Origin of the sequence: Vibrio sp. IB15, from assembly GCF_016406055.1 — a bacterium.
GTDB classification, from domain to species: Bacteria; Pseudomonadota; Gammaproteobacteria; order Enterobacterales; family Vibrionaceae; genus Vibrio; species Vibrio chagasii.
Genome location: NZ_JAEFCE010000013.1, coordinates 47715 through 69731 on the forward strand (window position 1 = coordinate 47715; position 22017 = coordinate 69731).

Annotated in this window: 20 protein-coding genes, 1 pseudogene and 1 riboswitch; of the genes and pseudogenes, 17 read left to right on the plus strand and 4 right to left on the minus strand. The window is 44.4% G+C overall.

Annotation, left to right across the window (positions count from 1 at the left end; translation table 11 throughout):
* Positions 1-41: 41 nt before the first annotated feature.
* From yegD to JC606_RS07000, 5 genes and pseudogenes are all read left to right on the plus strand, one after another.
* Positions 42-1406: a molecular chaperone gene (gene yegD / locus JC606_RS06980; protein WP_198778282.1), complete on the plus strand. Its 1365-nt coding sequence runs from the start codon at positions 42-44 to the stop codon at positions 1404-1406.
* A gap of 327 nt (positions 1407-1733) precedes the next feature.
* Positions 1734-2546, plus strand: coding sequence for a hypothetical protein (locus JC606_RS06985; RefSeq protein WP_063523826.1), 813 nt, complete (start codon positions 1734-1736; stop codon positions 2544-2546).
* 186 nt (positions 2547-2732) lie between these two features.
* Positions 2733-3245, plus strand: a pseudogene (locus JC606_RS06990) (toxic anion resistance protein); the annotation flags it as partial.
* A 575-nt stretch (positions 3246-3820) separates the two neighbouring features.
* Entirely contained in the window at positions 3821-4453 is a 633-nt protein-coding gene (locus JC606_RS06995; RefSeq protein WP_137407073.1) for a fumarylacetoacetate hydrolase family protein, read from the plus strand.
* 150 nt (positions 4454-4603) lie between these two features.
* Entirely contained in the window at positions 4604-5236 is a 633-nt protein-coding gene (locus tag JC606_RS07000) for a LysE family translocator (protein WP_061031342.1), read from the plus strand.
* Positions 5237-5340: 104 nt separating this feature from the next.
* On the opposite strand, the gene JC606_RS07005 is transcribed toward JC606_RS07000, so the two are convergent.
* Positions 5341-7047, minus strand: coding sequence for a phospho-sugar mutase (locus JC606_RS07005; RefSeq protein ID WP_137407074.1), 1707 nt, complete (start codon positions 7045-7047; stop codon positions 5341-5343).
* 451 nt (positions 7048-7498) lie between these two features.
* Between JC606_RS07005 and coxB the strand changes: the two genes are divergently transcribed.
* From coxB to JC606_RS07025, 4 genes are read left to right on the plus strand one after another with little or no spacing between them, the layout of a single operon-like run.
* Positions 7499-8701, plus strand: a complete 1203-nt coding sequence (gene coxB / locus JC606_RS07010) for a cytochrome c oxidase subunit II (protein ID WP_198778283.1) — start codon at positions 7499-7501, stop codon at positions 8699-8701.
* A complete protein-coding gene (gene ctaD, locus JC606_RS07015) occupies positions 8698-10359 on the plus strand; it encodes a cytochrome c oxidase subunit I (RefSeq protein ID WP_061031239.1) in 1662 nt (553 codons plus the stop codon). The genes coxB and ctaD overlap by 4 nt, the downstream gene beginning before the upstream one ends.
* A gap of 11 nt (positions 10360-10370) precedes the next feature.
* The gene (locus JC606_RS07020) at positions 10371-10994 is read left to right on the plus strand and encodes a cytochrome c oxidase assembly protein (protein ID WP_061031238.1); all 624 of its coding nucleotides are present in this window, start codon (positions 10371-10373) and stop codon (positions 10992-10994) included.
* Between the two features lie 29 nt (positions 10995-11023).
* The gene (locus JC606_RS07025) at positions 11024-11908 is read left to right on the plus strand and encodes a cytochrome c oxidase subunit 3 (protein WP_105057991.1); all 885 of its coding nucleotides are present in this window, start codon (positions 11024-11026) and stop codon (positions 11906-11908) included.
* A 22-nt stretch (positions 11909-11930) separates the two neighbouring features.
* Here JC606_RS07025 and JC606_RS07030 read toward each other — a convergent pair whose 3' ends face one another.
* The gene (locus JC606_RS07030; protein ID WP_061031236.1) at positions 11931-12161 is read right to left on the minus strand and encodes a DUF2909 family protein; all 231 of its coding nucleotides are present in this window, start codon (positions 12159-12161) and stop codon (positions 11931-11933) included.
* On the opposite strand from JC606_RS07030, the gene JC606_RS07035 reads away from it, so the two are divergent.
* The 4 genes from JC606_RS07035 (at position 12073) to cyoE (ending at position 15698) form a co-directional block, all read left to right on the plus strand.
* Positions 12073-12972 carry an SURF1 family protein gene (locus JC606_RS07035; protein WP_137407076.1) on the plus strand — a complete coding sequence of 300 codons (900 nt, stop codon included), beginning with the start codon at positions 12073-12075 and terminating at the stop codon, positions 12970-12972. The genes JC606_RS07030 and JC606_RS07035 overlap by 89 nt on opposite strands.
* Before the next feature lie 59 nt (positions 12973-13031).
* Positions 13032-13640: an SCO family protein gene (locus JC606_RS07040; RefSeq protein ID WP_137407077.1), complete on the plus strand. Its 609-nt coding sequence runs from the start codon at positions 13032-13034 to the stop codon at positions 13638-13640.
* Positions 13641-13714: 74 nt separating this feature from the next.
* On the plus strand, positions 13715-14770 hold the full coding sequence (locus tag JC606_RS07045; RefSeq protein WP_137407078.1) for a COX15/CtaA family protein: 1056 nt from the start codon (positions 13715-13717) through the stop codon (positions 14768-14770).
* Entirely contained in the window at positions 14760-15698 is a 939-nt protein-coding gene (gene cyoE / locus JC606_RS07050) for a heme o synthase (protein ID WP_116870880.1), read from the plus strand. The genes JC606_RS07045 and cyoE overlap by 11 nt, the downstream gene beginning before the upstream one ends.
* Before the next feature lie 110 nt (positions 15699-15808).
* Here cyoE and gbpA read toward each other — a convergent pair whose 3' ends face one another.
* Positions 15809-17275 (minus strand): N-acetylglucosamine-binding protein GbpA, encoded by a 1467-nt coding sequence (gene gbpA, locus JC606_RS07055; RefSeq protein WP_137407079.1) that lies wholly within the window; start codon positions 17273-17275, stop codon positions 15809-15811.
* 72 nt (positions 17276-17347) lie between these two features.
* Positions 17348-17437: riboswitch (cyclic di-GMP riboswitch) on the minus strand.
* A gap of 322 nt (positions 17438-17759) precedes the next feature.
* On the opposite strand from gbpA, the gene JC606_RS07060 reads away from it, so the two are divergent.
* The 4 genes from JC606_RS07060 to aroG all read left to right on the plus strand — a co-directional run bounded on the left by JC606_RS07060 (position 17760) and on the right by aroG (position 20474).
* Positions 17760-18113, plus strand: a complete 354-nt coding sequence (locus JC606_RS07060; RefSeq protein ID WP_105057994.1) for a transcriptional regulator — start codon at positions 17760-17762, stop codon at positions 18111-18113.
* Between the two features lie 96 nt (positions 18114-18209).
* The gene (locus JC606_RS07065; protein ID WP_137407080.1) at positions 18210-18881 is read left to right on the plus strand and encodes a DUF3313 domain-containing protein; all 672 of its coding nucleotides are present in this window, start codon (positions 18210-18212) and stop codon (positions 18879-18881) included.
* A 12-nt stretch (positions 18882-18893) separates the two neighbouring features.
* Positions 18894-19109 (plus strand): DUF3820 family protein, encoded by a 216-nt coding sequence (locus JC606_RS07070; protein WP_061031229.1) that lies wholly within the window; start codon positions 18894-18896, stop codon positions 19107-19109.
* A gap of 312 nt (positions 19110-19421) precedes the next feature.
* Positions 19422-20474, plus strand: a complete 1053-nt coding sequence (gene aroG, locus JC606_RS07075) for a 3-deoxy-7-phosphoheptulonate synthase AroG (protein ID WP_105023172.1) — start codon at positions 19422-19424, stop codon at positions 20472-20474.
* Positions 20475-20589: 115 nt separating this feature from the next.
* On the opposite strand, the gene JC606_RS07080 is transcribed toward aroG, so the two are convergent.
* Complete coding sequence (locus tag JC606_RS07080) at positions 20590-22014, minus strand: phosphomannomutase CpsG (RefSeq protein WP_137407081.1); 1425 nt, start codon at positions 22012-22014, stop codon at positions 20590-20592.
* Between the last annotated feature and the right edge of the window lie 3 nt (positions 22015-22017).

Sequence of the window (22017 nt, forward strand, 5' to 3'; positions counted from 1 at the left end):
TTCATGTAGCATCTCGCCCCTTTTGTTGAGTGGGGGATATTATGTTTATTGGATTTGATTATGGAACAGCAAACTGTTCTGTGGCTGCAATAGTCAATGGAGAACCAAGCTTGTTACCGTTAGAAGGTAGCAACCACTATATTCCCTCAACCGTATTTGCTCCTACTCGTGAGAGTGTATCTGAACATTTATTTCGCCACCTGAACATCAAACCGAGCGATGCTGTCGGTGAGCAAGTGCTACGACGTGCCATTGCCCTCAACCGCGAAGAGAGTATCGACCTTGTGCCAGAAGACATGGCATTTGGTCAGGCAGCGTTAGATCTCTACTTAGAAGATCCGCGTGATGTCTATTATGTAAAGTCTCCTAAGTCTTTCCTAGGCGCAAGTGGGCTACATGACGTTCAGGTTAGCTTCTTTGAAGATCTAGTATGTGCCATGATGGCCAACATCAAGCAGCAAGCTGAGCTCACTACTCAAGAAAAAATCAAACAAGCGGTTATTGGTCGACCAATTAACTTCCACGGTCGCGGTGGTGAAGAAGCAAACAGACAAGCTGAAGCTATCTTATCTCGCGCGGCGAAGCGTGCGGGCTTCCTAGATATTGCATTTCAATTTGAACCTGTAGCTGCTGGCTTAGATTATGAAAGCACTCTGACTGAAAACCAAACGGTATTGGTTGTTGATATTGGTGGTGGTACGACCGACTGTTCTCTACTAGAAATGGGCCCGAGTTGGTCTGGGAAAGCCGATCGTAGCCAGAGCTTATTAGCGCACAGTGGTCAAAGGGTAGGGGGTAATGACTTAGATATTTACCTGGCTTTCAAACAACTGATGTCACCTTTCGGTATGAGCAGTAAAGCGATTTCCGGTATTGATATGCCATTGACCCAATTCTGGAACCCAATAGCCATCAACAATGTAGAAGCTCAAAAGAATTTTTACTCGCGAGAAAACCTTGTAGCACTGAAGTTACTTCGTAAAGAAGCTGCTGAACCACAGAAGCTAGACCGCTTACTCAAGGTTTATCACGATACTTTGGGTTACGGCATCGTACGTAGAGCTGAAGAAGCTAAGATCGCGTTGGCGGAATCTTCAGAGTATCGCGCAGCGATGAATGTTGCTTCCGAGTTGATCGAAGTCGATATCTCAGTTGGACAGATGGTGGATGCTATCGATACGCCAAAGTCTAAGATGATTGAGTTGGTTAAAGAGGCTATTCAACAAGGCGAAAAGAAACCAGATGTTATCTATATGACGGGTGGTTCAGCACGTTCACCTATCCTTAGAGAAGCGGTTCAACAAGCCGTACCGAATGTGCCTATTGTGAGTGGCAACTATTTCGGTTCAGTAACGGCGGGCTTAGCTCGTTGGGCTGAGGTTTGCTTCAGTAAAAATGGATCTTAGAGAATTCTACGGATATTTGTATTATTTCAATACTCACTTTGCTTTTAGAGAATCAAAATAAAAACAAGAGGAGGAAATGTTGGCAATACTATCAATTTTAAAAATGATTGCAGTGTTTTGTACCATCGTAAAAATGATTCTCGCTACATCCAGTAATGAGTTCTGAGTTACAAATAGATTTAAGTATATGAACTCTTAAAGGTTGCGTAGGGTTGGAGGCGATGAGTTAACGTCAACAATGATTGATGTGAAAAATAAGTAACATAGGGTATAAAATATGCTTATGTGTTGTTTGTTGAACAAAGTTTATTCCGATATGGAGGTTCTATGTTTTTACGTACAACATTTGTCATTGTTACATGTACTTTAATAGCCGCTTGCAATGACGATAATGACACTAGTGCGGAAGTCGAGGGTAGTTCGGAAGTCGAGACTGTTATTTCTGACTCTTCTTGTGATTTAGAGTCAGTAAACTTGCTTGATTTTGAAGCTTGGCAAAGAGAAGAGGGGTGGTGGGTTGGTGAGTATACTTTTTTAGGAAGCGATGGTAACCCCAATGTATCCTCCAGTTGGCCCTACCGCTACGATCACTACAAAGGTTTCATTCATCTAGAAGTTGTTGGGAACAGCATTAAGCAGCGAAATGTGTTCCTCTACCCTCCGAAGGACCTAACAGAATGTACAAGCGGTGAAGATGTTGTTGGTTCGGGAATTTGTGGAACGAATGGTAATGAAAAGATCTTTAGTGCCGATCAAAGTGCATCGGATTGTAATGGGGGGTTAGCTGGCTCTTACGAAGCTTATGGAATGATGGTGGACACCTCAACCACTTTGATGGGGGAAAACAGTGTTCTATACCAAGTGTATTTGCCTGACGGAAGTATCATGCAAAACCAGTTAACGACCCTCCCACCAAATGATACGAGAGTGCGTACAGCTCAAGGCTTTTTTATGGACCAGCCAACTTATGCAAGTTTCTACCGAGAAAAGAAAGTTACCAAAGAAGAATTTATGCAGCAATTGGCAGATACGCGTGCCGATTACGCTATTCTTGAGGAAGACTTTTGTGGCTATGACTCAGGCGGTCAGCCTAGCCAAGTGACTTGTACCGAGCATTTTGGTGTTGAGATCACTGAATGATTAATTAGTTATTGAGTAATACAGTTGGCCTGGCTTCAAATTATGATTCCGGGCTTTCAATGTAGTTATCTTGCTTATTTATTCTTTTATATTTAGAAGGGGGGAGATATATTTACATTGAATATTGTTAATGTGTTAATTGTTAATTGTTAATTGTTAATTGCCCTGCTCGTTCTTACAGGCTGAAATACTATGGATGCTCAGAAATACCGTGATGCCACCCAAGCCGTTGCGCGTTTAGAAAAGCGAGTACATAACCTTGAGCTCACTCGCCTTGCTGCTATCCAAACCGCACCTCAGATTCGATTGTCTCAAGAAGGCAATAAAATGCTGATGGAAGACATTCAAGATATCGTGCACAACACTTTCCCATTGTGGAAGCGCCAATTCTTGATTGCGATTTCCAATTACGAAAAAGAGAAAGCGTTAAAGGTAACGCGCGCGGTGAAGGATTATACCAATAAGCAATATGTGCAAAACGCAGAGAAACTGAAGGCGTTAGAAGAGCAAATAGCAGAAAATGACCAGCGTGGCATTCTCGACCTTGATTCTCTAGAGACCGTGAATCAACTGACGATAGAAACGTTGAACAATACGCTATTACGAGTCAAGGAAGGCAGAGCGCAACGCGAGCAGGCTCAACAAGTGATTGAGCGAGCAGAAGCAGAACTTAAACAAGCGCTTGAGCAAACCTTGTAAGGAGAGCCATCGAGAAATCACCCCCTATACTCATTTCTCATGTACTTTTAACTGGTACTGAAAGTAGGGGGTATTTTACTTCCAGCTTTGAATCTCTTCTTTGTAATTGATTTTTGTCCATCTCAATAGAATATTGTTACAACTTTTCTTATACGCCAAACTCATTCATGAACGTTGTCATCTACGAGGAGTTCGCTAACTAGGTACTGACTAATATGGAAGAAACGGTGAACTACTGAGATACTTTTGATTTCGGTAACGCAGACTACTGGTGGCTACTGATGCCCGCTATTACCTATAAGTCTCAGACTGATTTAGCATAGTGTTTACTCCTTAGGTTTACCTTTTAGGATACTGTCCTAGACACCATGCTAAGCCCTCTCAAACCTTTTGGTTGGAGAGGGCTTTTTTCGTTTTGAATGACCACCTCAGAATGCCCCGATTTCCTTATGAAAATTTCCCAATGAGCGAATTGAGCTAAAGATCAGAATTTAGAGATCAGTCGCCAGCTTGTCGAAGATTCTATCTTTGGGATGAGGTAAACTCCGCATTCCAAAATAGTTCAGGGATAAACTATGAGCAGTGTTGTAGATCAGGAAAAGTTAATGAATTCGAAACAAACAGCGACACCGACGAAAGTACTGTGTGTTGGGCGTAACTATGTCGATCATATTGAAGAACTTAACAACGCGATTCCAGACGTTATGGTGGTGTTCAATAAACCCTGTACTAGCGTAACTTCTTCCCTCTCTTCTTTTCATCAGGAAGCCCTGCACTATGAAGCAGAAATTTGTTTCATCGTTGAAAACGGTCAATATTCAGCAGTAGGTTTAGGGTTAGATCTGACTAAGCGCGAGCTGCAAAGCAGCTTGAAAGCGAAAGGCTTGCCTTGGGAGCGTGCTAAAGCATTTGATGGTTCTGCCGTTCTTAGCCGCTTTGTTCCAATAACAAACTTGGATCTCGCAGACTTAAATCTAGAGCTGTTTATTAACTGTGTTCGTGTTCAGAAAGGACACGTTGAGCAAATGCTATATTCCCCACAAACAATCCTCGAAGAGCTCTCTTCTTACACGACTTTGCTAGATGGCGATGTAGTGATGACGGGCACCCCTAAAGGTGTCGGAGAAGTACATCAAGGTGATATTTTCCTAGGTCGCCTTAAGTGTGGTGAGACAACATTGATAGAGATAGAGTGGGTTGCGAGTTAACTAAAGTTGTCTATTTAGTTAATAATTTTGGCTAATTTTATGATGTTAGTTTTTAATTCGAAATTTTAGCTATGGTACAACTAATTGCATCTGGAAGGGTGTTGGTAATTGATATAAAATCCGTCTCCATTTTTATCAATGCTAAACCCTATGATCGATTTAACCATTCTGCCTGTTTACTTGACTGCCGTCGTCGCTCTTCTCCTTTTACCTGGTCCTGATATGTTGCTGATTGCTAGCTCAAGCATGAGTTATGGTCGCAAGGTTGGTGTCTTTGCGAGCTTAGGTAACGCGACTTCAGGCATCATTCTTACTGTTTTAGCGGCGATGGGCGTATCTGCATTAATTGCAATGAGCCCTGTTGCTTTGAATGCTCTCCACCTATTAGGTGGTACATACTTGCTAAAAATGGGGTGGGACTGCCTGCGAACAGAGCAGGGCAATGCGCCTGAACTGACTGATAATTTCGCTGCAAAGGCTTACTACCAAAGAGCGCTGATCAGTAACCTGCTGAATCCTAAAGCCTTGGTATTCTTTGTGATGTTTTTACCTCAGTTCGTGTCGACAAATATTGAGGCGACATCGGGCGAACAGATGTTGGTGCTAGGCTTATTACTCAATGTGTTAGGCTTAACGTTCAACTTCTTGCTTGTAGCTCTGGTAGGTACCATCGGTAAGTCACTGGTAGAAAATGCTAAGTTTCGTACCTATCAACAGAAAGTGATGGGTGGCGTATTTGTTGTATTAGCGGTTTGGATGCTGTCTTCTTTCTTCACTTCATAAGTAACAACCAAACGCGATTATCCGCAACCAGATGTTTAAAGAAAAATGGACGCTTAGAGCGTCCATTTTTAATTTAACTGATGCATTCTTAATGCGTTAATCCGTTAAGAGTTCAGCTCTTTCTGGTGTTGTTCGATGAGCTTATCCATATATTCTTCACCTCGCTGACGAGTGTCGTCATAGGTTTCTGTCCCCTCAAATTTTGTCACGGTTTCGTAATAAACCTTAACCTTTGGCTCTGTGCCCGATGGGCGGACGATAATGCGAGAACCATCTTCGAGATGATAGATGAGTACGTCACTCGCAGGGAGGTTTATCGCCTCTGTTGCACCACCAGTAATGAAGCGTAGCGAAGAGTGAAGATCTTCAATCACAGATATCGCAATGCCATTGATTGTTTTTGGTTGTGCTGCGCGAAGCTTAGAGCCAATTGAAGGTGAATCTGGGTCCAGCGCGATACTACGCTGCGCATTGGTATGAACACCATGTTCAAAGGAAATCTGAGCCAGAAGATCCCATACTGTTCGACCTTGAGATTTTAGCTCCTCGACCAGTTGTGCGAAAACGACAATGGCTGACAAACCATCTTTATCGCGGACTTGAGTTCCAATCGTGTAGCCTAGCGCCTCTTCATAGGCGAATAGGAATTCGTCTTGTTCATCTTCCAACTGCATGCCAATGTTAGCTAGCCACTTAAACCCTGTTAGCGTTTGGAAGTAGGTAGCACCGTGAGAATTAGCGACTTTCTCAAGGAGGGTAGACGATACGATACTGTTACCCACCAATTGATTTTTGGTGTGAGGTTTTGATAACAAGTAATGCGCGAATAGCACACCGACCTGATCGCCAGTCAGCATTTTGTATGAGCCGTCATCTGTTCTTACTGCAACCGCAAATCGGTCCGCATCAGGGTCATTAGCACAAGCAATATCTGCATCGACGCTTTTTGCTAGATTAACCACAAGATCCATTGCCCCTTTTTCTTCTGGGTTAGGGAAATTCACCGTTGGGAAGTGGCCATCAGGTTCTCTTTGCTCTGCAACGCTGAATACCTTATGGAAACCCGAGTCGTGCAGAAGATCTTCTGCCATCTGTGCGCCCACCCCATGCATTGCTGTATAAGCGATGGTGGTATTAGCAGACTCTATATCGTTCTTTACAAATGGGCTTTTGTTGATCGCAGCGCGGTAGGTTTGATAGTAACCCTCGGTGAGCCACACTAACTTGCCTTGCGTTTCCGCATCACTGAGGCTCATCAAAGGGATAGGCTTAGTCGCTGCGGAGTCAATTTCAGCGGCAATACCTGCATCATGAGGCGGTATAATTTGTGCGCCATTTTCCCAGTATACCTTGAAGCCGTTATATTCAGGTGGGTTGTGGCTAGCTGTCACCACAACGGCCGCTGCTGCGTTGAAATGCTCGATACCAAAAGCAACGATAGGGGTCGCAGCTACATTCGATGTTAGATAAACCTTGATGCCTAAAGCCGTCAGTACTGAAGCGGTATCAATCGCGAATTGCTTTGAATCTAATCGGCCATCATAGCCCACAACGACACCTCTCATGGTCGCGTTTGCTACATGTTCAATTAGATAGTGACCAAGCCCAGTCGCGGTTTCTTGAATGACTAAGCGGTTCATTCTGTTTGGGCCACATCCTACTTTACCTCGAAGACCCGCTGTTCCGAATTCTAATCGCTGCGTAAAGCGGTCTTTCAATTCGTCGTGCATTCCCTCATCAATGAGGTGTTGTAGCTCTTCACGAGTTCTTGGATCTGGGTCTCTCGCTAACCAATTCATAGCATCTTGCATAATCACTGAACCTTTTTATGTCGGTATGACTTACTGTTGGGATTAATTTAAGTGATATTGATTATCATTTCCATGAAAGCAATCGTAAAACTCGATTAAAAATAAATTCCAACGACAAAGACAAGTGGGCTAAGCCATTCTAAATAATTGACTATTTTGTAAGTAAACTTACCTTGAACAATTGGATATCACTAACTAGCCTTTTACATAAATATAACAAAATTGAACAATTTCGCCGTTTTTGAATCTTTCGTTGAAACCTCCAGACTTTGATAGACGTATAAGTCGGTAAGTTAAGAGGATCTAGCAGCCCGTTATAGGCTGTGCTCACGAGAGTAGTAGATTGAGATTCAGCCTTTTCATGCGAAGCCGGTACAGCAATGAGTGCTGTTGTGTTCGCAACGACATTTAGGTCGCATGTATCCAATTAGGAAGGATAAGGAGAGATCTTTTGAAAAGATTACTGGTTAGGCTAGCGTGGCTTTTGAACAGTTTTGTTGTGCTGTCGATTTCGCCGTGGGTGAATGCGAGTAGCGAATATAACATGACACAAGGTGTAACAGAGATCAGTGGTCAAGTGTATGAACTTCACATGTTGATCTTCTACATCTGCTGTGCAATCGCCTTCGTTGTGTTCGGGGTGATGTTTTATTCGATTCTAAGGCACCGAAAGTCGAAGGGCGCGGTGGCCGCTCACTTTCATGAAAGTACCAAAGTCGAAATTCTCTGGACCATTATCCCCATCATTATTCTTATCGCAATGGCGATTCCCGCTACTAAAACCTTGATAGCGATGGAAGACACCTCCCAATCTGAACTCACAGTTAAAATTACTGGCTCACAATGGAAATGGCATTACAGTTATTTTGGCGAAGATGTTGAATTCTTCAGCTTGCTGGCAACCAGTGATAAAGAAATCGAAGGCATTGAAGTGAAAGGCGCTCATTACTTGCTAGAGGTTGATAAACCACTCGTCCTTCCTGTCGATCGAAAAGTTCGCTTCTTGATGACTTCAGATGATGTGATTCACTCTTGGTGGGTTCCGGCCTTTGCCGTTAAAAAAGATACCATTCCGGGTTTCATTAACGAAGCTTGGACAAAAATTGATGAACCAGGCGTTTACCGAGGACAGTGTGCAGAGCTTTGTGGTCGTGCTCACGGCTTCATGCCGATAGTAGTGCATGCCATGGCAGAAGATGAGTTTGACGCATGGTTAGCAGAACAGAAAGAGCTAACGATTGCCGCACAACAAGCGGCTCAAGATGCGTTAGACGCGTCACTTTCTTTGGAAGAGTTGAACACCATAGGTGAAGAGGTATACAAAACTCGATGTGCCGTATGTCATCAAGCAAACGGTGAAGGTATACCCGGAGCGTTTCCTGCTATCAAAGGTAGCCCAGTTGCTCTTGGAGATGTAGATGTTCATATCGACACTATTGTTTACGGTCGAGGAGGCACGGCAATGCAAGCCTTCGACAATCAGTTGACTGAGAAAGAGATTGCAGCAGTCGTGACCTACCAACGAAATGCTTGGGGGAATGACACTGGCGATGTGGTTCAAGCTTCAGATGTTTATGCCTATAAGGTTAAACAGTCGGGTGGAGCGGAAGGCTCTGCGGATGAAGCACAAAGTGATGCTAAGGAGCAGCTATGAGTTCACCAATCGAAAAGCCGGTGAAATCGGCGCCTGCAGAAGACCAGGCTCTAAGTCATACTTTAGATGGTACCTTAGACAGCCATGACTTACCTTCGGACGATCACGATTCCCATGCCGCTCCTAAAGGATGGGCGCGTTGGCTGTATTCAACCAATCATAAAGACATAGGTACGCTATATCTGTGGTTCAGTTTCGCCATGTTCCTAACTGGCGGTGCGATGGCGATGGTGATCCGTGCGGAGCTATTCCAACCGGGTCTGCAGCTTGTTGAGCCTGATTTCTTCAACCAGATGACCACAGTCCATGGCTTGATCATGGTATTTGGCGCGGTAATGCCTGCATTCACAGGGCTCGCCAACTGGATGATCCCTATGATGATCGGCGCTCCAGATATGGCGTTACCTCGAATGAACAACCTCAGTTTCTGGATTCTACCTTTCGCCTTCCTAATCTTGATTGGATCTTTGTTTACTGAAGGGGGCGGTCCTAGCTTTGGTTGGACATTCTACGCACCGCTCTCAACGACGTATGGCCCAGATAGCACAGCTTTGTTTGTATTCTCTGTTCACATCATGGGTATTAGCTCAATCATGGGCGCGATCAACGTTATCGTGACTATCGTGAACATGAGAGCTCCGGGTATGACTTGGTTTAAATTGCCAATGTTTGTTTGGACTTGGTTAATTACCGCTTTCTTGCTGATAGCCGTAATGCCAGTTCTCGCAGGGGCCGTGACCATGGTGTTGACCGACAAATACTTTGGGACGAGCTTCTTCGATGCGGCCGGTGGCGGTGACCCCGTCATGTTCCAGCACATATTTTGGTTCTTTGGGCACCCTGAAGTTTACATCATGATTTTGCCATCCTTTGGTATTGTTTCAGCAATTATCCCTGCATTTAGTGGCAAGCGTTTGTTCGGTTATCACTCAATGGTGTACGCGACCTGTAGTATCGCAATCTTGTCCTTCTTAGTTTGGGCACACCATATGTTCACCACGGGGATGCCCGTCTTTGCAGAGCTGTTCTTCATGTATTGCACCATGTTGATTGCTGTGCCGACAGGCGTGAAAGTCTTTAACTGGGTCGCAACCATGTGGCGAGGCGCATTGACTTTCGAAACCCCAATGCTGTTCACCATTGCCTTTATCGTTCTGTTCACGATAGGTGGCTTGTCTGGATTGATGCTCGCCATTGTTCCTGCAGATTTCCAATACCACGACACCTATTTTGTAGTGGCTCACTTCCACTACGTTCTGGTGACTGGTGCCGTGTTCTCGATAATGGCCGCCGCTTATTATTGGTTACCTAAATGGACTGGTCATATGTACGACCACAAGCTCAGTCTATGGCATTTCTGGACGTCAGTAATCTCAGTGAATGTTCTTTTCTTCCCTATGCATTTCCTAGGTTTAGCGGGGATGCCACGTCGTATTCCAGACTACGCTATCCAGTTCGCTGACGTTAACCAAGTGGTGTCGATAGGGGGCTTCGCCTTTGGTTTATCGCAACTCATCTTTTTGTGGCTAGTTATCAAGTGTGTGAAAGGCGGCGAGCTAGCACCAAGCAAGCCATGGGAACGTGCTGAAGGGTTAGAGTGGACGGTACCAAGCCCTGCGCCTCATCATACTTTTACTCATCCGCCTAAAGTCGATTAGGGAGATGGGCTATGAGTGATAAGCAAAGCGAACTAGATAAAAACCAACCAAAGCGGTCAACCAAGAAGCGATCAACTAAAAAGCTAACGGGTTACTTGGTATTGAGTGTGGTAGCGATGTTTGGCTTCGGTTTTGCTTTGGTGCCACTCTACGATGTGATGTGCGAGGCTTTGGGAATCAACGGCAAAACTAATACCGTGTCTGCGGTACAGCCACGTGGGATGCAGCCAGATTATTCTCGCACAGTTCGTGTGGAGTTTATGTCGCACATCAAACCTGATATGCCCTGGCAGTTCGTTCCTGAAGATCGTGTGTTAGAGGTTCACCCTGGTGAGGTAATTCAAACGAATTACATCGCCAAAAATTTATCAGGAAACTCTCTAGTGGGGCAGGCTGTGCCTTCAGTATCTCCAGGGATGGGGGCGACTTACTTTAATAAGATGGAATGCTTCTGCTTTAACCAGCAGCCATTAGAGGGGCATAAAAGCGCTGAAATGGGTTTGATATTTTACATAGAGCCAGATATTCCAGAATCGATTCACACACTGACGCTCTCTTATACGCTATTTAACATTACGAATGAGGTGGTCGGGGAATCAAGTAGTGCCGAGCCTAATGTAATCGCGAGTAACTAGGAACCAGAATCAACAAAAGGAGTTGAGCGATGAGTTCTAAAAAGGAAGTTTATTTCGTTCCACATCAAAGCCATTGGCCATTAGTCGGTGCCGTTGCGCTATTTCTTGTTGCGGTTGGAGCAGGGTTAACCGTGCAAAACATGGGCACTGATGCCGCTGGCGGTGTGTTCGGTAAGGCTGTGTTGTTCGTCGGGTTTGCGGTGTTGCTTTACATGCTTGCGGGTTGGTTTAGCAACGTGATTACAGAATCCTTGAGCGGCCTCTATTCTGAGCAAATATCCCGCTCTTTCAGGCAAGGCATGAGTTGGTTCATCTTTTCTGAAATCATGTTCTTCGGTGCTTTCTTTGGCGCGCTGTTCTACGCTCGTATGATTTCTGTCCCATGGATTGGCGGGGCGGGCAACAATGAAATGACTCATGAAGTATTGTGGCCAATGTTCCAATCAATGTGGCCGCTGACTACGACACCGGATGGCGTAACAACACAAGCTATGCCATGGCAAGGAATTCCACTCAAAAACACCATTATCCTATTGCTTTCGTCCATCACGCTGCATATGGCCCATCTAAGCCTCGAACAAAACAAGCGCATGGCATTAATCGTTTGGTTAGAGATCACCATCGTTCTGGCTGGGTTCTTCCTATTTTTCCAAGTTGAAGAGTATATCCATGCTTATCAAGATATGGGCCTTACTCTTCAATCGGGAATCTATGGCAACACCTTCTTCTTACTGACGGGTTTCCATGGTTTACATGTCTGCTTAGGGACGATCTTTTTAATCGTGCTGTTGGCTAGGGTTGCCAAAGATCATTTTACACCCAAAGACCATTTTGCATTCCAAGCCGGCAGTTGGTATTGGCACTTTGTTGATGTGGTGTGGTTAGGATTATTCGTGTTTGTATACGTACTTTAGCGAAGCGACAGAGCTAAAGGGCTTAATAAGGACGAGGGTTGGGAGTTATCACTCCTGACCCTAAAGCAAGCAATAGCAGTAACACAGCAACGGCTGACCACATGACTCGACGCCCCAAGAAGTGACTCAGCTTTTTGCCATTGTGTTTGCTAGAAGCGATTTGAATGAGCCCTTTCATTAAGTTGAATGCGATGAAAAATAGCAGGGCAACTAACACAACTTTGAATAACAGGATAAAGGTAGGTGACGCCATAGTGATAACTCCAAACCGTTTGAATCATGATGAACGAACGTTCCGCAGTAAAGGTTTTTGGTTTGCGGTTGCTTTAACTTTGGTTTCAGTCGGCACTTTAATCAAGTTGGGTTTATGGCAGTTAGACAGAGGTAACGAGAAACTACGTTATGAGCAGCAGCTATCGCAGAGATCTGTGCAACCTTCTAAACCACTAGATGCAGTGCTCACTGAATGGCGAGAGGCAAGCGTTGGAACTCAGCAGTCGGTGCCCCCTTCGACCTTAAATGGCTTGAACGCTGACGTCGAATTAGTGAAATCGAGTGGTTTAATTCTCTTGCTGGACAATCAAATCAATCAAGGAACGGTGGGGTATGTGATTTACATGCTGGGCGAGGTTCAAACTCAAGATGGAAGAAAACAGCTTTTGATCGATCTTGGATTCGTTGCAGCAAGTAATGACAGAAGAGAGCTACCAGGAATAGGAAAGATCACGCTACCAATCGAGATGTCTGGTCGCTTGTACACACGTTCGGTGAATCCGTTAAGTCAGGAACTTGGGCTAGAAAACACGACGCCGAAAAGGATTCAAAATATCAACATAGAAGCGTTATCACAATACACAGGGCAAGAGGTGTTACCGTTCGTTTTTCAACCTCAGAGCTTAGATTCATGGCCTTATGAAATGCTATGGCGCCCGACTGCGATGAAGTCTGAGAAGCACTTCGGTTACTCATTTCAATGGTTTGTGATGGCTGCAGTATTGCTTTCGCTGATGTTGTTGATTGGGTTCAGATACTTGAAGAAACATAGTCACATGAATAAGAAGTAAATGCTTGTAACGACATAAACACGGTTAGTGATCGGCAGCGACTAATACAGGGAATCAAAATGGATAAGTCTCAAACACAAACTAAAAAGGAAAGTACCGATGCTAATCTTGCTGCGTTTAAACAGCGCCGCTCACGTGGTCGACTTATCTTCATCGGGTTGATCTTGGTCTTCGCCTTACCTGCCATTATTGCTAAAACTGTATTAGAGCAGAATTGGTACACATCTGGTGTGACAAACAGTGGGGAGTTAGTTGAGCCAAGAGTGACTCTACAAGATTTTGGGCTGACGACGCCGATGGAAGGAGAAGGGTGGTTGGTGGGTTACATTGCGCCAACGGACTGCGATAGCTTATGCGAACAACAACTCCATTACTTGAACCAAAGCTACTTAGCGCTAGGGAAGAACAAAGAACGAGTGACAGCTGTGGTTTTTGTTTCTGAAGGGGATGCATTACCAGGAGCATTTAACAAACCTGATTTGTCATTTCTGTCTGGTGGGGAGCAGTTGAGCACTAAGTTTGCACCAGCTTCGATTGTTATCATTGATCCCCTTGGGCAACTCGTTATGGAATACAAAAGTGTCTCAGAACCGTCGCAGTTAGTCGGGCAGTCCAAAGGCATGGTTCATGACCTCAGAAAGCTTCTAAAGCTATCACGTGTTGGATAGTTGATAAGCGAATCGGTTTGACTGTGGTGACTGAACTCTGGCAGCGAAAGGGAATAAGTATAGGGAGATAAACGATGCAGAACAAAGCCCCTGATTTACTCATGCTCGTGATGCGAGTGACTATCTTACTGACGCTGACAGTGATTGTGCTCGGTGCTTATACCCGATTATCGGATGCTGGGCTTGGTTGCCCTGACTGGCCTGGGTGTTATGGAAAGCTCACAGTACCGTCTGATGCACAAGCAGTGAACCAAGCTAACCTCCAATTCCCTGAACGTGCTCTTGAGGCTAATAAAGCTTGGATAGAGATGATACATCGCTACTTTGCTGGTTCATTAGGGCTTCTCATCTTTGTTGTAGTTGCTTGGTGTATTAAGAAGAACATCACTTCTGCTGGACTACCGTTACTTATTGCAGCAACGGTGATCTTTCAAGCTTTGTTAGGGATGTGGACAGTGACTCTCAAACTGATGCCTGTTGTGGTGATGGCGCACTTGATGGGAGGGTTCACTCTGCTGTCTCTGCTCTGCCTACTGTATTGTCGCCTCTCTAATTTCCAGACTCGGTTCAGTGAAACGACATACTCGGCGACGAGCAAGTTTGCTGCGTTACTTGGCCTGATGGTTGTAATTGGACAGATCTTACTTGGCGGTTGGACGTCTTCAAATTATGCCGCGCTGGTATGTACTCAACTGCCTATCTGTGAAGGTAATTGGATAAGCTACCTAGATTTTAAGAATGCGTTCGACTTTGCACAGCATGGGCATGATAACTATGAGTTTGGTGTGCTCGAGTATCCCGCAAGGCTCACCATACATGTCATGCATAGGTTTGGCGCTATTGTGGCAACGATAACGGTGCTAATGGTCGTGTATCAGTTGTGGAAGCTTGGTCAAACAGCGCACCAAAAACTGGGTGTCATTGTGGCATTGGTATTAGCCGTGCAAGTCAGTTTAGGGATCAGTAACGTGTGGTTCCATCTACCGATTTCAGTGGCAGTGCTTCATAACTTAGTTGCGGCGATGCTGCTTGTCAGTCTGGTTGCGACAAACTTTGTAGTGTGGCAACGAAAACCAAGTGAGCGCTTGGCAAAGAACAGTGTATTACAAGGAGGTAATCATGGTCAGTAGAACTTCAACACAGCATCAAATTGTGGTTCAAGATACCGCTTCAAGTCATGAAGTTGCTGCTCAAAACAAAGCAGCTTGGAAGGTCTATTTAACACTGACTAAGCCTAAAGTGGTTGCTTTGATGTTGTTAACAGCATTAGTCGGCATGTGTTTAGCGGTGCCTAATGGATTGCCATTACAGCAAGCATTATTTGGCATGGTAGGGATAGGGTTGATGGCGGGTTCAGCCGCTGCATTTAATCACTTGATCGACAAGAAGATCGACGGGCAAATGTCTCGTACTAATCGTCGTCCTTTACCATCGGGTGAGCTCAGCAGTGTACGAGTATTCGCCTTTGCAGCAGGTATCGGTTTACTTGGCTTTGTGACTTTAGCCTTGTTAGTTAACCCGCTTACGGCTTGGCTAACCTTTGCGAGCTTATTAGGTTATGCGGTTATCTATACCATGTATTTAAAACGAGCGACGCCACAGAACATTGTCATTGCAGGGATCGCAGGGGCAATGCCACCTTTATTGGGTTGGACGGCAGTGACTAACGAGTTGCACTCCAACGCATGGCTACTGGTGATGATCATCTTCATCTGGACACCTCCTCACTTTTGGGCGCTTGCGATTCATCGTCGTGACGAATATGCCAAGGTAGATATCCCGATGTTGCCTGTGACACATGGGATAACTTACACCAAGACTTCAATTCTGCTGTATACACTATTGCTGAGCATCGTGTGTGTGCTGCCAGTATTGGTTGGAATGAGCAGTTGGATATACCTGAGCGCGTCTTTGGTGCTCAACGGTGGGTTTGTTTATCATGCCTGGGTATTGAAGTATCGTGATGAGCCTAACATGGCGATGAAGACATTCAAGTTTTCTATTTATCATCTCATGATTTTGTTTGTTGCTTTGCTGGCAGACCATTACCTCCTTTAAGATCAGACTTGTAGATGAATACTGAATAAAAAACGGATGCGCTTGGCATCCGTTTTTGTTTGGCTGATTGCTTAGTTTCACTATCATGAAAGTAAGCACAGAGCGATCAATTAGTCGACTTTGTACCAAGCATCTTGCCAGTGTGAGCCTACACCAGGTTCGTACTGAGTTGCCGTTGGTGCCCACTGAATACAGTAACCAGAGTATGGGAACTCTTTACACTGATAAACGCTACCGTCGCTGCTCAGTACTTTTGTACCTTCAGTGTAAGATTCAATGCTTTCAGGGAATACGAAATCGTAATCGCCTGCTGGTGGCGGTGTTTGCTCGTCCATAAGGTGGAAATCAAGCGTGTTTTGGTCAACTAAGTTGCCTTGGTCATCCTTAGTTACAACCACAAGCATGTGGTGGCCAGCTTCAGATTTAGACAGAGTCAACTGAACATCTTCAACTTGTCCGTCTTTAAGTTCAGATTTCTGAGACGCAAGTGCTTCACGATGGTGGTTGTATACCGTGAGTTCTGCTTGAACATCGCCTGTTGCCGCTAGAGTAAGATCAAGTTGAGTCGGTTGACTCTCATCGATAATGTACTCTGATTCTAAACCTGTTACTTCAACTTCATGCTCTGGCTCTGGAGTATCAATCTTGTAGCCGATCTCTACGCTCTTAAAGCCTGAACCTGCTTTTAAGTAAACTGGATTTGAGCCGTATACAGGAGCGAAATCACCTTGGTCGTTCAATTGACCCGCTTTGATTTGCGTCTGCTCTTGGTTGATCTTTGATGCCAATGCATAAGACCAGTTATTCGCTTTACCTTGTTCGTTGTTCTCAATGACTAGCTCTGTGCTGTATGAAGCGTTCTCACCAGATTGGTCAAAGACACGAGTGTAAACGGCATCACCGATGTTTAGGTCGCGAGTTGGGTTGATTTGACCGCCTTGGTCCCAATCAGGAATGATCGGGCCATCGCCATCAAATTTCACATCAATAACGTTGTAGAAAGCCATTGCAGTATCACCCACATCCCAAACAGCAAGAATCACTTGGTAGCCTTCACGCTCAGGGACATTACACAAGTGGCTTACTTGCATTGGTGGCTGTTCCATATTGCCTTCGACTACACAGAATGGTGTTAGATCAAAAGAACTGCGAGCCAAAGGCTGGTTTGGATTCCAGTCTGGTTTTGTAATGTAGTATTTCCAATCGTGAGTCACGTGGTTTGCTGTAAATGTCCACTCAAAGTACTGAGAGCCAGATTGGATAGGGCGTTTAACCCAACGGTCTGCCGTTTGCTCGTCTAGCGCAGCCGCTAAAGAAGATTGCGCACTAGCGATTTTTCCATCAGCAGGGCCAACCTCTGGGAAGCCTTCAGGGCCTTCCACACTTTGCGGTTCGTATTGGATACCACCACAGTTGGTGTTCTTCTCTTGTGTATCACTCGCAGGGAACTTACACAGCGCTACACGGCTTTCAGCTACGCCATTATTGTATGCCGAGACATAACCGTGACCGAAGCTTGCACCACTAACGCTTAGTAGCGACAGAGCGATGAGTGATTTTTTTGGGAGTTGTTTCATTATTTGTCCTTACTGTATTTGGCCGACAAAAAAGAGAACACTCCGGCACGCATTTGCACTTAAATCCTATTAAGTGGCAGCTCCGCTATCATAGACAGAATAATTGTCGACAGAGCGGTGGCTTTGCGTCCTATTCTTTCAAATAGTTTGCCAGAAGTGCGTTTAAGCAAGCGAAATGTAGTCAACGCGTTTTATAAATGCGAATGAATAGATTGAAATGTGGAATGCTAATCTCGAACTTTTAATTCTTGTCACAAATTAACTTGCTAAATGTATTCTTTATTTACCTATAAGTGATTGAAATAAATTAAGAAAGCATTTGCTCTAATTGTTTTTATGAATGGTTTGGGTGCTTAACTTTAGTTGCTGATAACGATTGAGCGCATATCAAAACCAAACCTTTGGTTTCCACTAACCAAACCCTGACACGTTATGTATGAAAAACCGGACAATTAATTGGTATGAATTATATAAAGGAGTCAGTATGGAATTCACTGAACAAGATAGAGAAGCGTTGTACCAAACGTGGATGTCACAAAAATCGCGAATGCGAATCACGCAGATGGAGTTTTCAAAGAAGCTTGGAATGAGTCAGCTTGATTTCTCAAATATGTTGCGAGGGGAGTCGCCGCTGACTATGTCATTTGTGAGCCATTTCTGTCGTCTACTTCACTTGGAACCGAGAAACGTATTCCCGTCACTTAAAGAAGGAAATGACTCTGGTCCTAAAGTGGTCTATCTGAAAAGTAGAATGAGTGTTGATGGAGAGATCCAAAATGCTTACATCGAAGGAAATCAAGTTATCGTAGAGTATGCTCACACTGTTCAACACAACTAATTTTAGAGTTAGCTCTGAGTTATAGCCCCTTTTTCTACAAACTTTTTACATATGGTATAGCATACTTGGGTGTTTTTCTTCCAACCTAAGTGCGCTATGAATCCTCTAAAACTATTTTTGCTTGTCGCAACCAGCATCTTTTTGTTTGGTTGTGCAGGCGGCCCAATCAAGACTGCTACCAAATTCACCACTTATGAAGATTTTCAGCCTGGCCCTGACGGGGGAGTTGACCTCGTTTGGGCAAGATTAGGGCTGCGTGACGCCGACCGCTTGAAGAGTAAGTTGGATGACTATGATTCTGTCGTCATTGACCAAATCTTTGTGCTTGCCGAAGAAGGTTCGTTAGATCAAGAAGAAATTCAGGAACTTACCGACCACATGGTGAACCGATTAGAAGAGAAAATATCACCTCACAAAGTGATCGTTGGTGAGCCGACGGGCAAAACGTTACGCCTGAGTATCGCATTGAGTAACGTTGAAACGCCAAATCCTATCTTAGCCGTTACCAGTAGTGTCTTACCTTTTGGTCTTGCCATGTCGACCATCTCAAAAGTTGCGACAGGAGAGCACACCAATGTTGGTAGTGCGAGTGTCGAGCTGCTGGTGAGTGACGCTCAAGATGGCACACCACTGTTCGCATCGATCGATCGTGAAGCCGGAAATAAGGACTTTTCAACTATGATCGATTCACTTGATGATGCCAAAGATGCAATCAACTATTGGGTTGAACGTTTAGGTGATACTCTACAGAACATCGATGACGCATAGAAAGACCGAACAATGCTAGAGAAAGAGAACCTGATTAAGTTGGCTCGAATGCAGATGCCATTTGGAAAGTACACCGGCCGCACACTAATTGACTTACCTGAAGAATATTTGTTGTGGTTTGACAAGAAAGGGTTCCCAAACGGTGAGCTAGGTGACCTGCTCAAACTGTGCCTAGCGCTAAAAATAGAAGGGCTCGACAGTGTCGTCAAGCCATTGAAAAGAATGTAATTAATTATAAAGCTCACGTTAACAGCGTGGGCTTTTTTGTTTCTGTTGATAGAACAGTTTTGTTGACAAGTGATGGGTGAAAAAACATTCAACGTTATCCTATTGAAATTGCGCAATCGATAGCGTGTAAATAAAGTTATACAGGGTGTTTTAAATATAAAACACAAAAAAAATTGCGTTCTTTTTAAATTAGTGATTGAAACTGGCGTTTTTACTAGTTAAGTTACAGGGAACAAGAAGATATGTGCTGATGGAAAGTTACGTGAGATAACGTACATTCAGCTCAAGGATAGATATAGGAAGAAGTAAGCAATGTTCCAGACTGATGATGTAAGAATTAACAAAGTAAAAGAGTTATTACCCCCTGTTGCTGTTTTAGAAAAGTTTCCAGCGACAGAAGTTGCTTCTTCTACAACCTTTGAAAGCCGTAAAGCAATTCACAACATTCTAGAAGACAAAGATGACCGCCTATTGGTTATCGTTGGTCCATGTTCTATTCATGATCCAGAAGCCGCTCTTGAATACGGTAAGCGTTTGAAAGTTCTGCGTGACGAACTAGGCGATAAGCTAGAAATCGTAATGCGTGTTTACTTTGAAAAACCACGTACTACCGTTGGCTGGAAAGGCCTGATCAATGACCCGTACATGGATGACACGTTCAAGCTAAACGATGGTCTACGTCTTGGACGTAAGCTATTGCTTGATCTAACAGACATGGGTATGCCGACGGCAAGTGAATTCCTAGACATGATCACGCCTCAATACGTAGCAGACTTAATTAGCTGGGGTGCAATTGGCGCACGTACTACGGAATCTCAAGTTCACCGTGAGCTAGCTTCTGGTCTTTCATGCCCTGTTGGTTTCAAGAATGGTACTGATGGCAACATCAAGATCGCAACAGACGCAATCCGCTCTGCAAGTGCTTCTCACCACTTCTTGTCTGTAACTAAGTATGGCCATTCAGCTATCGTTGAAACGGCTGGTAACCCTGATTGTCATATCATCCTACGTGGTGGTAAAGAGCCAAACTACAGCGCAGAGCACGTTGGTAAGATCAAGCAAGAGCTTGAAGCCTCAGGCCTACCACAGAAAGTAATGATCGACTTTAGCCACGCAAACAGCTCTAAGCAATTTAAGCGCCAACTGAACGTATCGGATGACGTGAGCGCACAGATCTCTGGTGGTGACAAAGCTATCTTTGGTGTGATGATCGAATCTCATCTAGTTGAAGGCCGCCAGGATTTGGTTGACGGCAAAGCTCCAACATATGGCCAGTCAATTACTGACGCTTGTATTGGTTGGGAAGATACTGAAACAGTACTTCGTCAACTGGCAGATGCAGTTGAAGCTCGCCGTAACAAGTAAATTAGTGACTTTAATTAGTCTCTAGAACGACTTAGACAATTGAAGCCCTTACTCGCTTTTGTGAGTAAGGGCTTTTTAATAGTCTCTAATCGCTAATAGGAAGTGACCTGTATTTTTAAACTAGGAAAGACACTAGCTCGTCGACTTTAAGTGACAACAAATCTTTATCTTGCTTGGTTTCTACATTAAGGCGGATTAGTGGCTCGGTATTGGATTTCCTTAAGTTAAAGCGCCAAGTACCCATATCCATGCTAATACCGTCGGTATGATCTATGTTTACAGCACGCTTTTGGTAGCATGAAAGTACACGAACGATAGCTTGTTCTGGGTCTGCTACCTTGCGATTGATCTCTCCAGAAGAGGGGAATCTTTCTACGCTAGAGCTGATAAGTTGATGAAGCGATTGTTGAGTCTTACTGATCAGTTCGATGACGAGTAGCCAAGGAATCATCCCTGAGTCGCAATATCCAAAATCACGGAAGTAGTGATGTGCGCTCATTTCTCCACCGTACACAGCGTTGAGCTCTCGCATTTTCTCTTTGATCAAAGCATGCCCAGCTTTTACGCCCACTGCATTTCCACCTAATCTCTCGGCAACCTCTATTGTATTCCATGTCATGCGCATGTCGTGTAGTACAGTTGCATTGGAATCCTTCAGTAAGAAGGCTTCGGTTAGCAGACCGACGATGTAGTAACCCTCAATGTAATTACCTTTTTCATCAAAGAAGAAACAACGATCAAAATCACCATCCCAGGCGATGCCAAGGTCTGCGGAGTGCTCTAAAACAGCATCGCGAGTCGCAGCTTGGTTTTCTTTGAGTAAAGGGTTAGGGATGCCATTTGGGTACATCCCATCAGGAATGTGGTGAACCTTGATGAAGGTGATTGGAGCATTCAGTTCATTGAATTTGGTCTCTAACGCATCAATGACATGCCCAGCAACGCCGTTTCCCGCGTTAACGACAATCTTCATCGGTGATAGCTTTGACGGCTTTATGTAAGAGAGTAGGTGATTCACATAAGGAGCTAGGATACTGGTCGCTCTAATGGAATTATCGGCTTGTTCATGGCTGATCGGTTGTTCGCTTACGCCCTCATACTGTAGAGCTTCAATACGCTGTTTAATTACATCTAACCCATTGTTTTTACTGATCGGATTAGCGTCTAGACCGACTAACTTCATACCATTGTAATTGATTGGATTGTGGCTTGCTGTAATCTGGACTCCGCCAATGGCTTGTAGGTGGCGAGTCGCAAAGTAGACTTCTTCTGTGCCTGTCATACCGAGATCTACCACGGTTATCCCTGATTCAATCAAACCCTTGGTCATCGCTTTCTGCAGTGGCAATGAGGTTCCACGATTATCACGACCAATGACTACTTGAGCCAGCTCATCGAATGACGTTTTAGATGTTTCTGCAAGGACATATTCGGCAAATGCTATACCAAGCAGGTAAGCTAGGCGCTCATTGATTTGTTTACCAATGATTCCTCGGATATCGTTATTTTTAAAGCAGCTGAGATCTAAATTCTGTTTCATTCT

Coding starts and splice junctions, on each gene's coding strand:
- JC606_RS06995 (WP_137407073.1), top strand. CDS start 3,821: ATGAGCAGTGTTGTAGATCAGGAAAAGTTAATGAATTCGAAACAAACA.
- ctaD (WP_061031239.1), top strand. CDS start 8,698: ATGAGTTCACCAATCGAAAAGCCGGTGAAATCGGCGCCTGCAGAAGAC.
- JC606_RS07030 (WP_061031236.1), bottom strand. CDS start 12,161: ATGGCGTCACCTACCTTTATCCTGTTATTCAAAGTTGTGTTAGTTGCC.
- JC606_RS07005 (WP_137407074.1), bottom strand. CDS start 7,047: ATGCAAGATGCTATGAATTGGTTAGCGAGAGACCCAGATCCAAGAACT.
- JC606_RS06985 (WP_063523826.1), top strand. CDS start 1,734: ATGTTTTTACGTACAACATTTGTCATTGTTACATGTACTTTAATAGCC.
- JC606_RS07045 (WP_137407078.1), top strand. CDS start 13,715: ATGCAGAACAAAGCCCCTGATTTACTCATGCTCGTGATGCGAGTGACT.
- JC606_RS07025 (WP_105057991.1), top strand. CDS start 11,024: ATGAGTTCTAAAAAGGAAGTTTATTTCGTTCCACATCAAAGCCATTGG.
- JC606_RS07080 (WP_137407081.1), bottom strand. CDS start 22,014: ATGAAACAGAATTTAGATCTCAGCTGCTTTAAAAATAACGATATCCGA.
- JC606_RS07065 (WP_137407080.1), top strand. CDS start 18,210: ATGAATCCTCTAAAACTATTTTTGCTTGTCGCAACCAGCATCTTTTTG.
- aroG (WP_105023172.1), top strand. CDS start 19,422: ATGTTCCAGACTGATGATGTAAGAATTAACAAAGTAAAAGAGTTATTA.
- JC606_RS07035 (WP_137407076.1), top strand. CDS start 12,073: ATGAGCCCTTTCATTAAGTTGAATGCGATGAAAAATAGCAGGGCAACT.
- JC606_RS07040 (WP_137407077.1), top strand. CDS start 13,032: ATGGATAAGTCTCAAACACAAACTAAAAAGGAAAGTACCGATGCTAAT.
- yegD (WP_198778282.1), top strand. CDS start 42: ATGTTTATTGGATTTGATTATGGAACAGCAAACTGTTCTGTGGCTGCA.
- JC606_RS07020 (WP_061031238.1), top strand. CDS start 10,371: ATGAGTGATAAGCAAAGCGAACTAGATAAAAACCAACCAAAGCGGTCA.
- JC606_RS07070 (WP_061031229.1), top strand. CDS start 18,894: ATGCTAGAGAAAGAGAACCTGATTAAGTTGGCTCGAATGCAGATGCCA.
- cyoE (WP_116870880.1), top strand. CDS start 14,760: ATGGTCAGTAGAACTTCAACACAGCATCAAATTGTGGTTCAAGATACC.
- JC606_RS07060 (WP_105057994.1), top strand. CDS start 17,760: ATGGAATTCACTGAACAAGATAGAGAAGCGTTGTACCAAACGTGGATG.
- gbpA (WP_137407079.1), bottom strand. CDS start 17,275: ATGAAACAACTCCCAAAAAAATCACTCATCGCTCTGTCGCTACTAAGC.
- JC606_RS07000 (WP_061031342.1), top strand. CDS start 4,604: ATGATCGATTTAACCATTCTGCCTGTTTACTTGACTGCCGTCGTCGCT.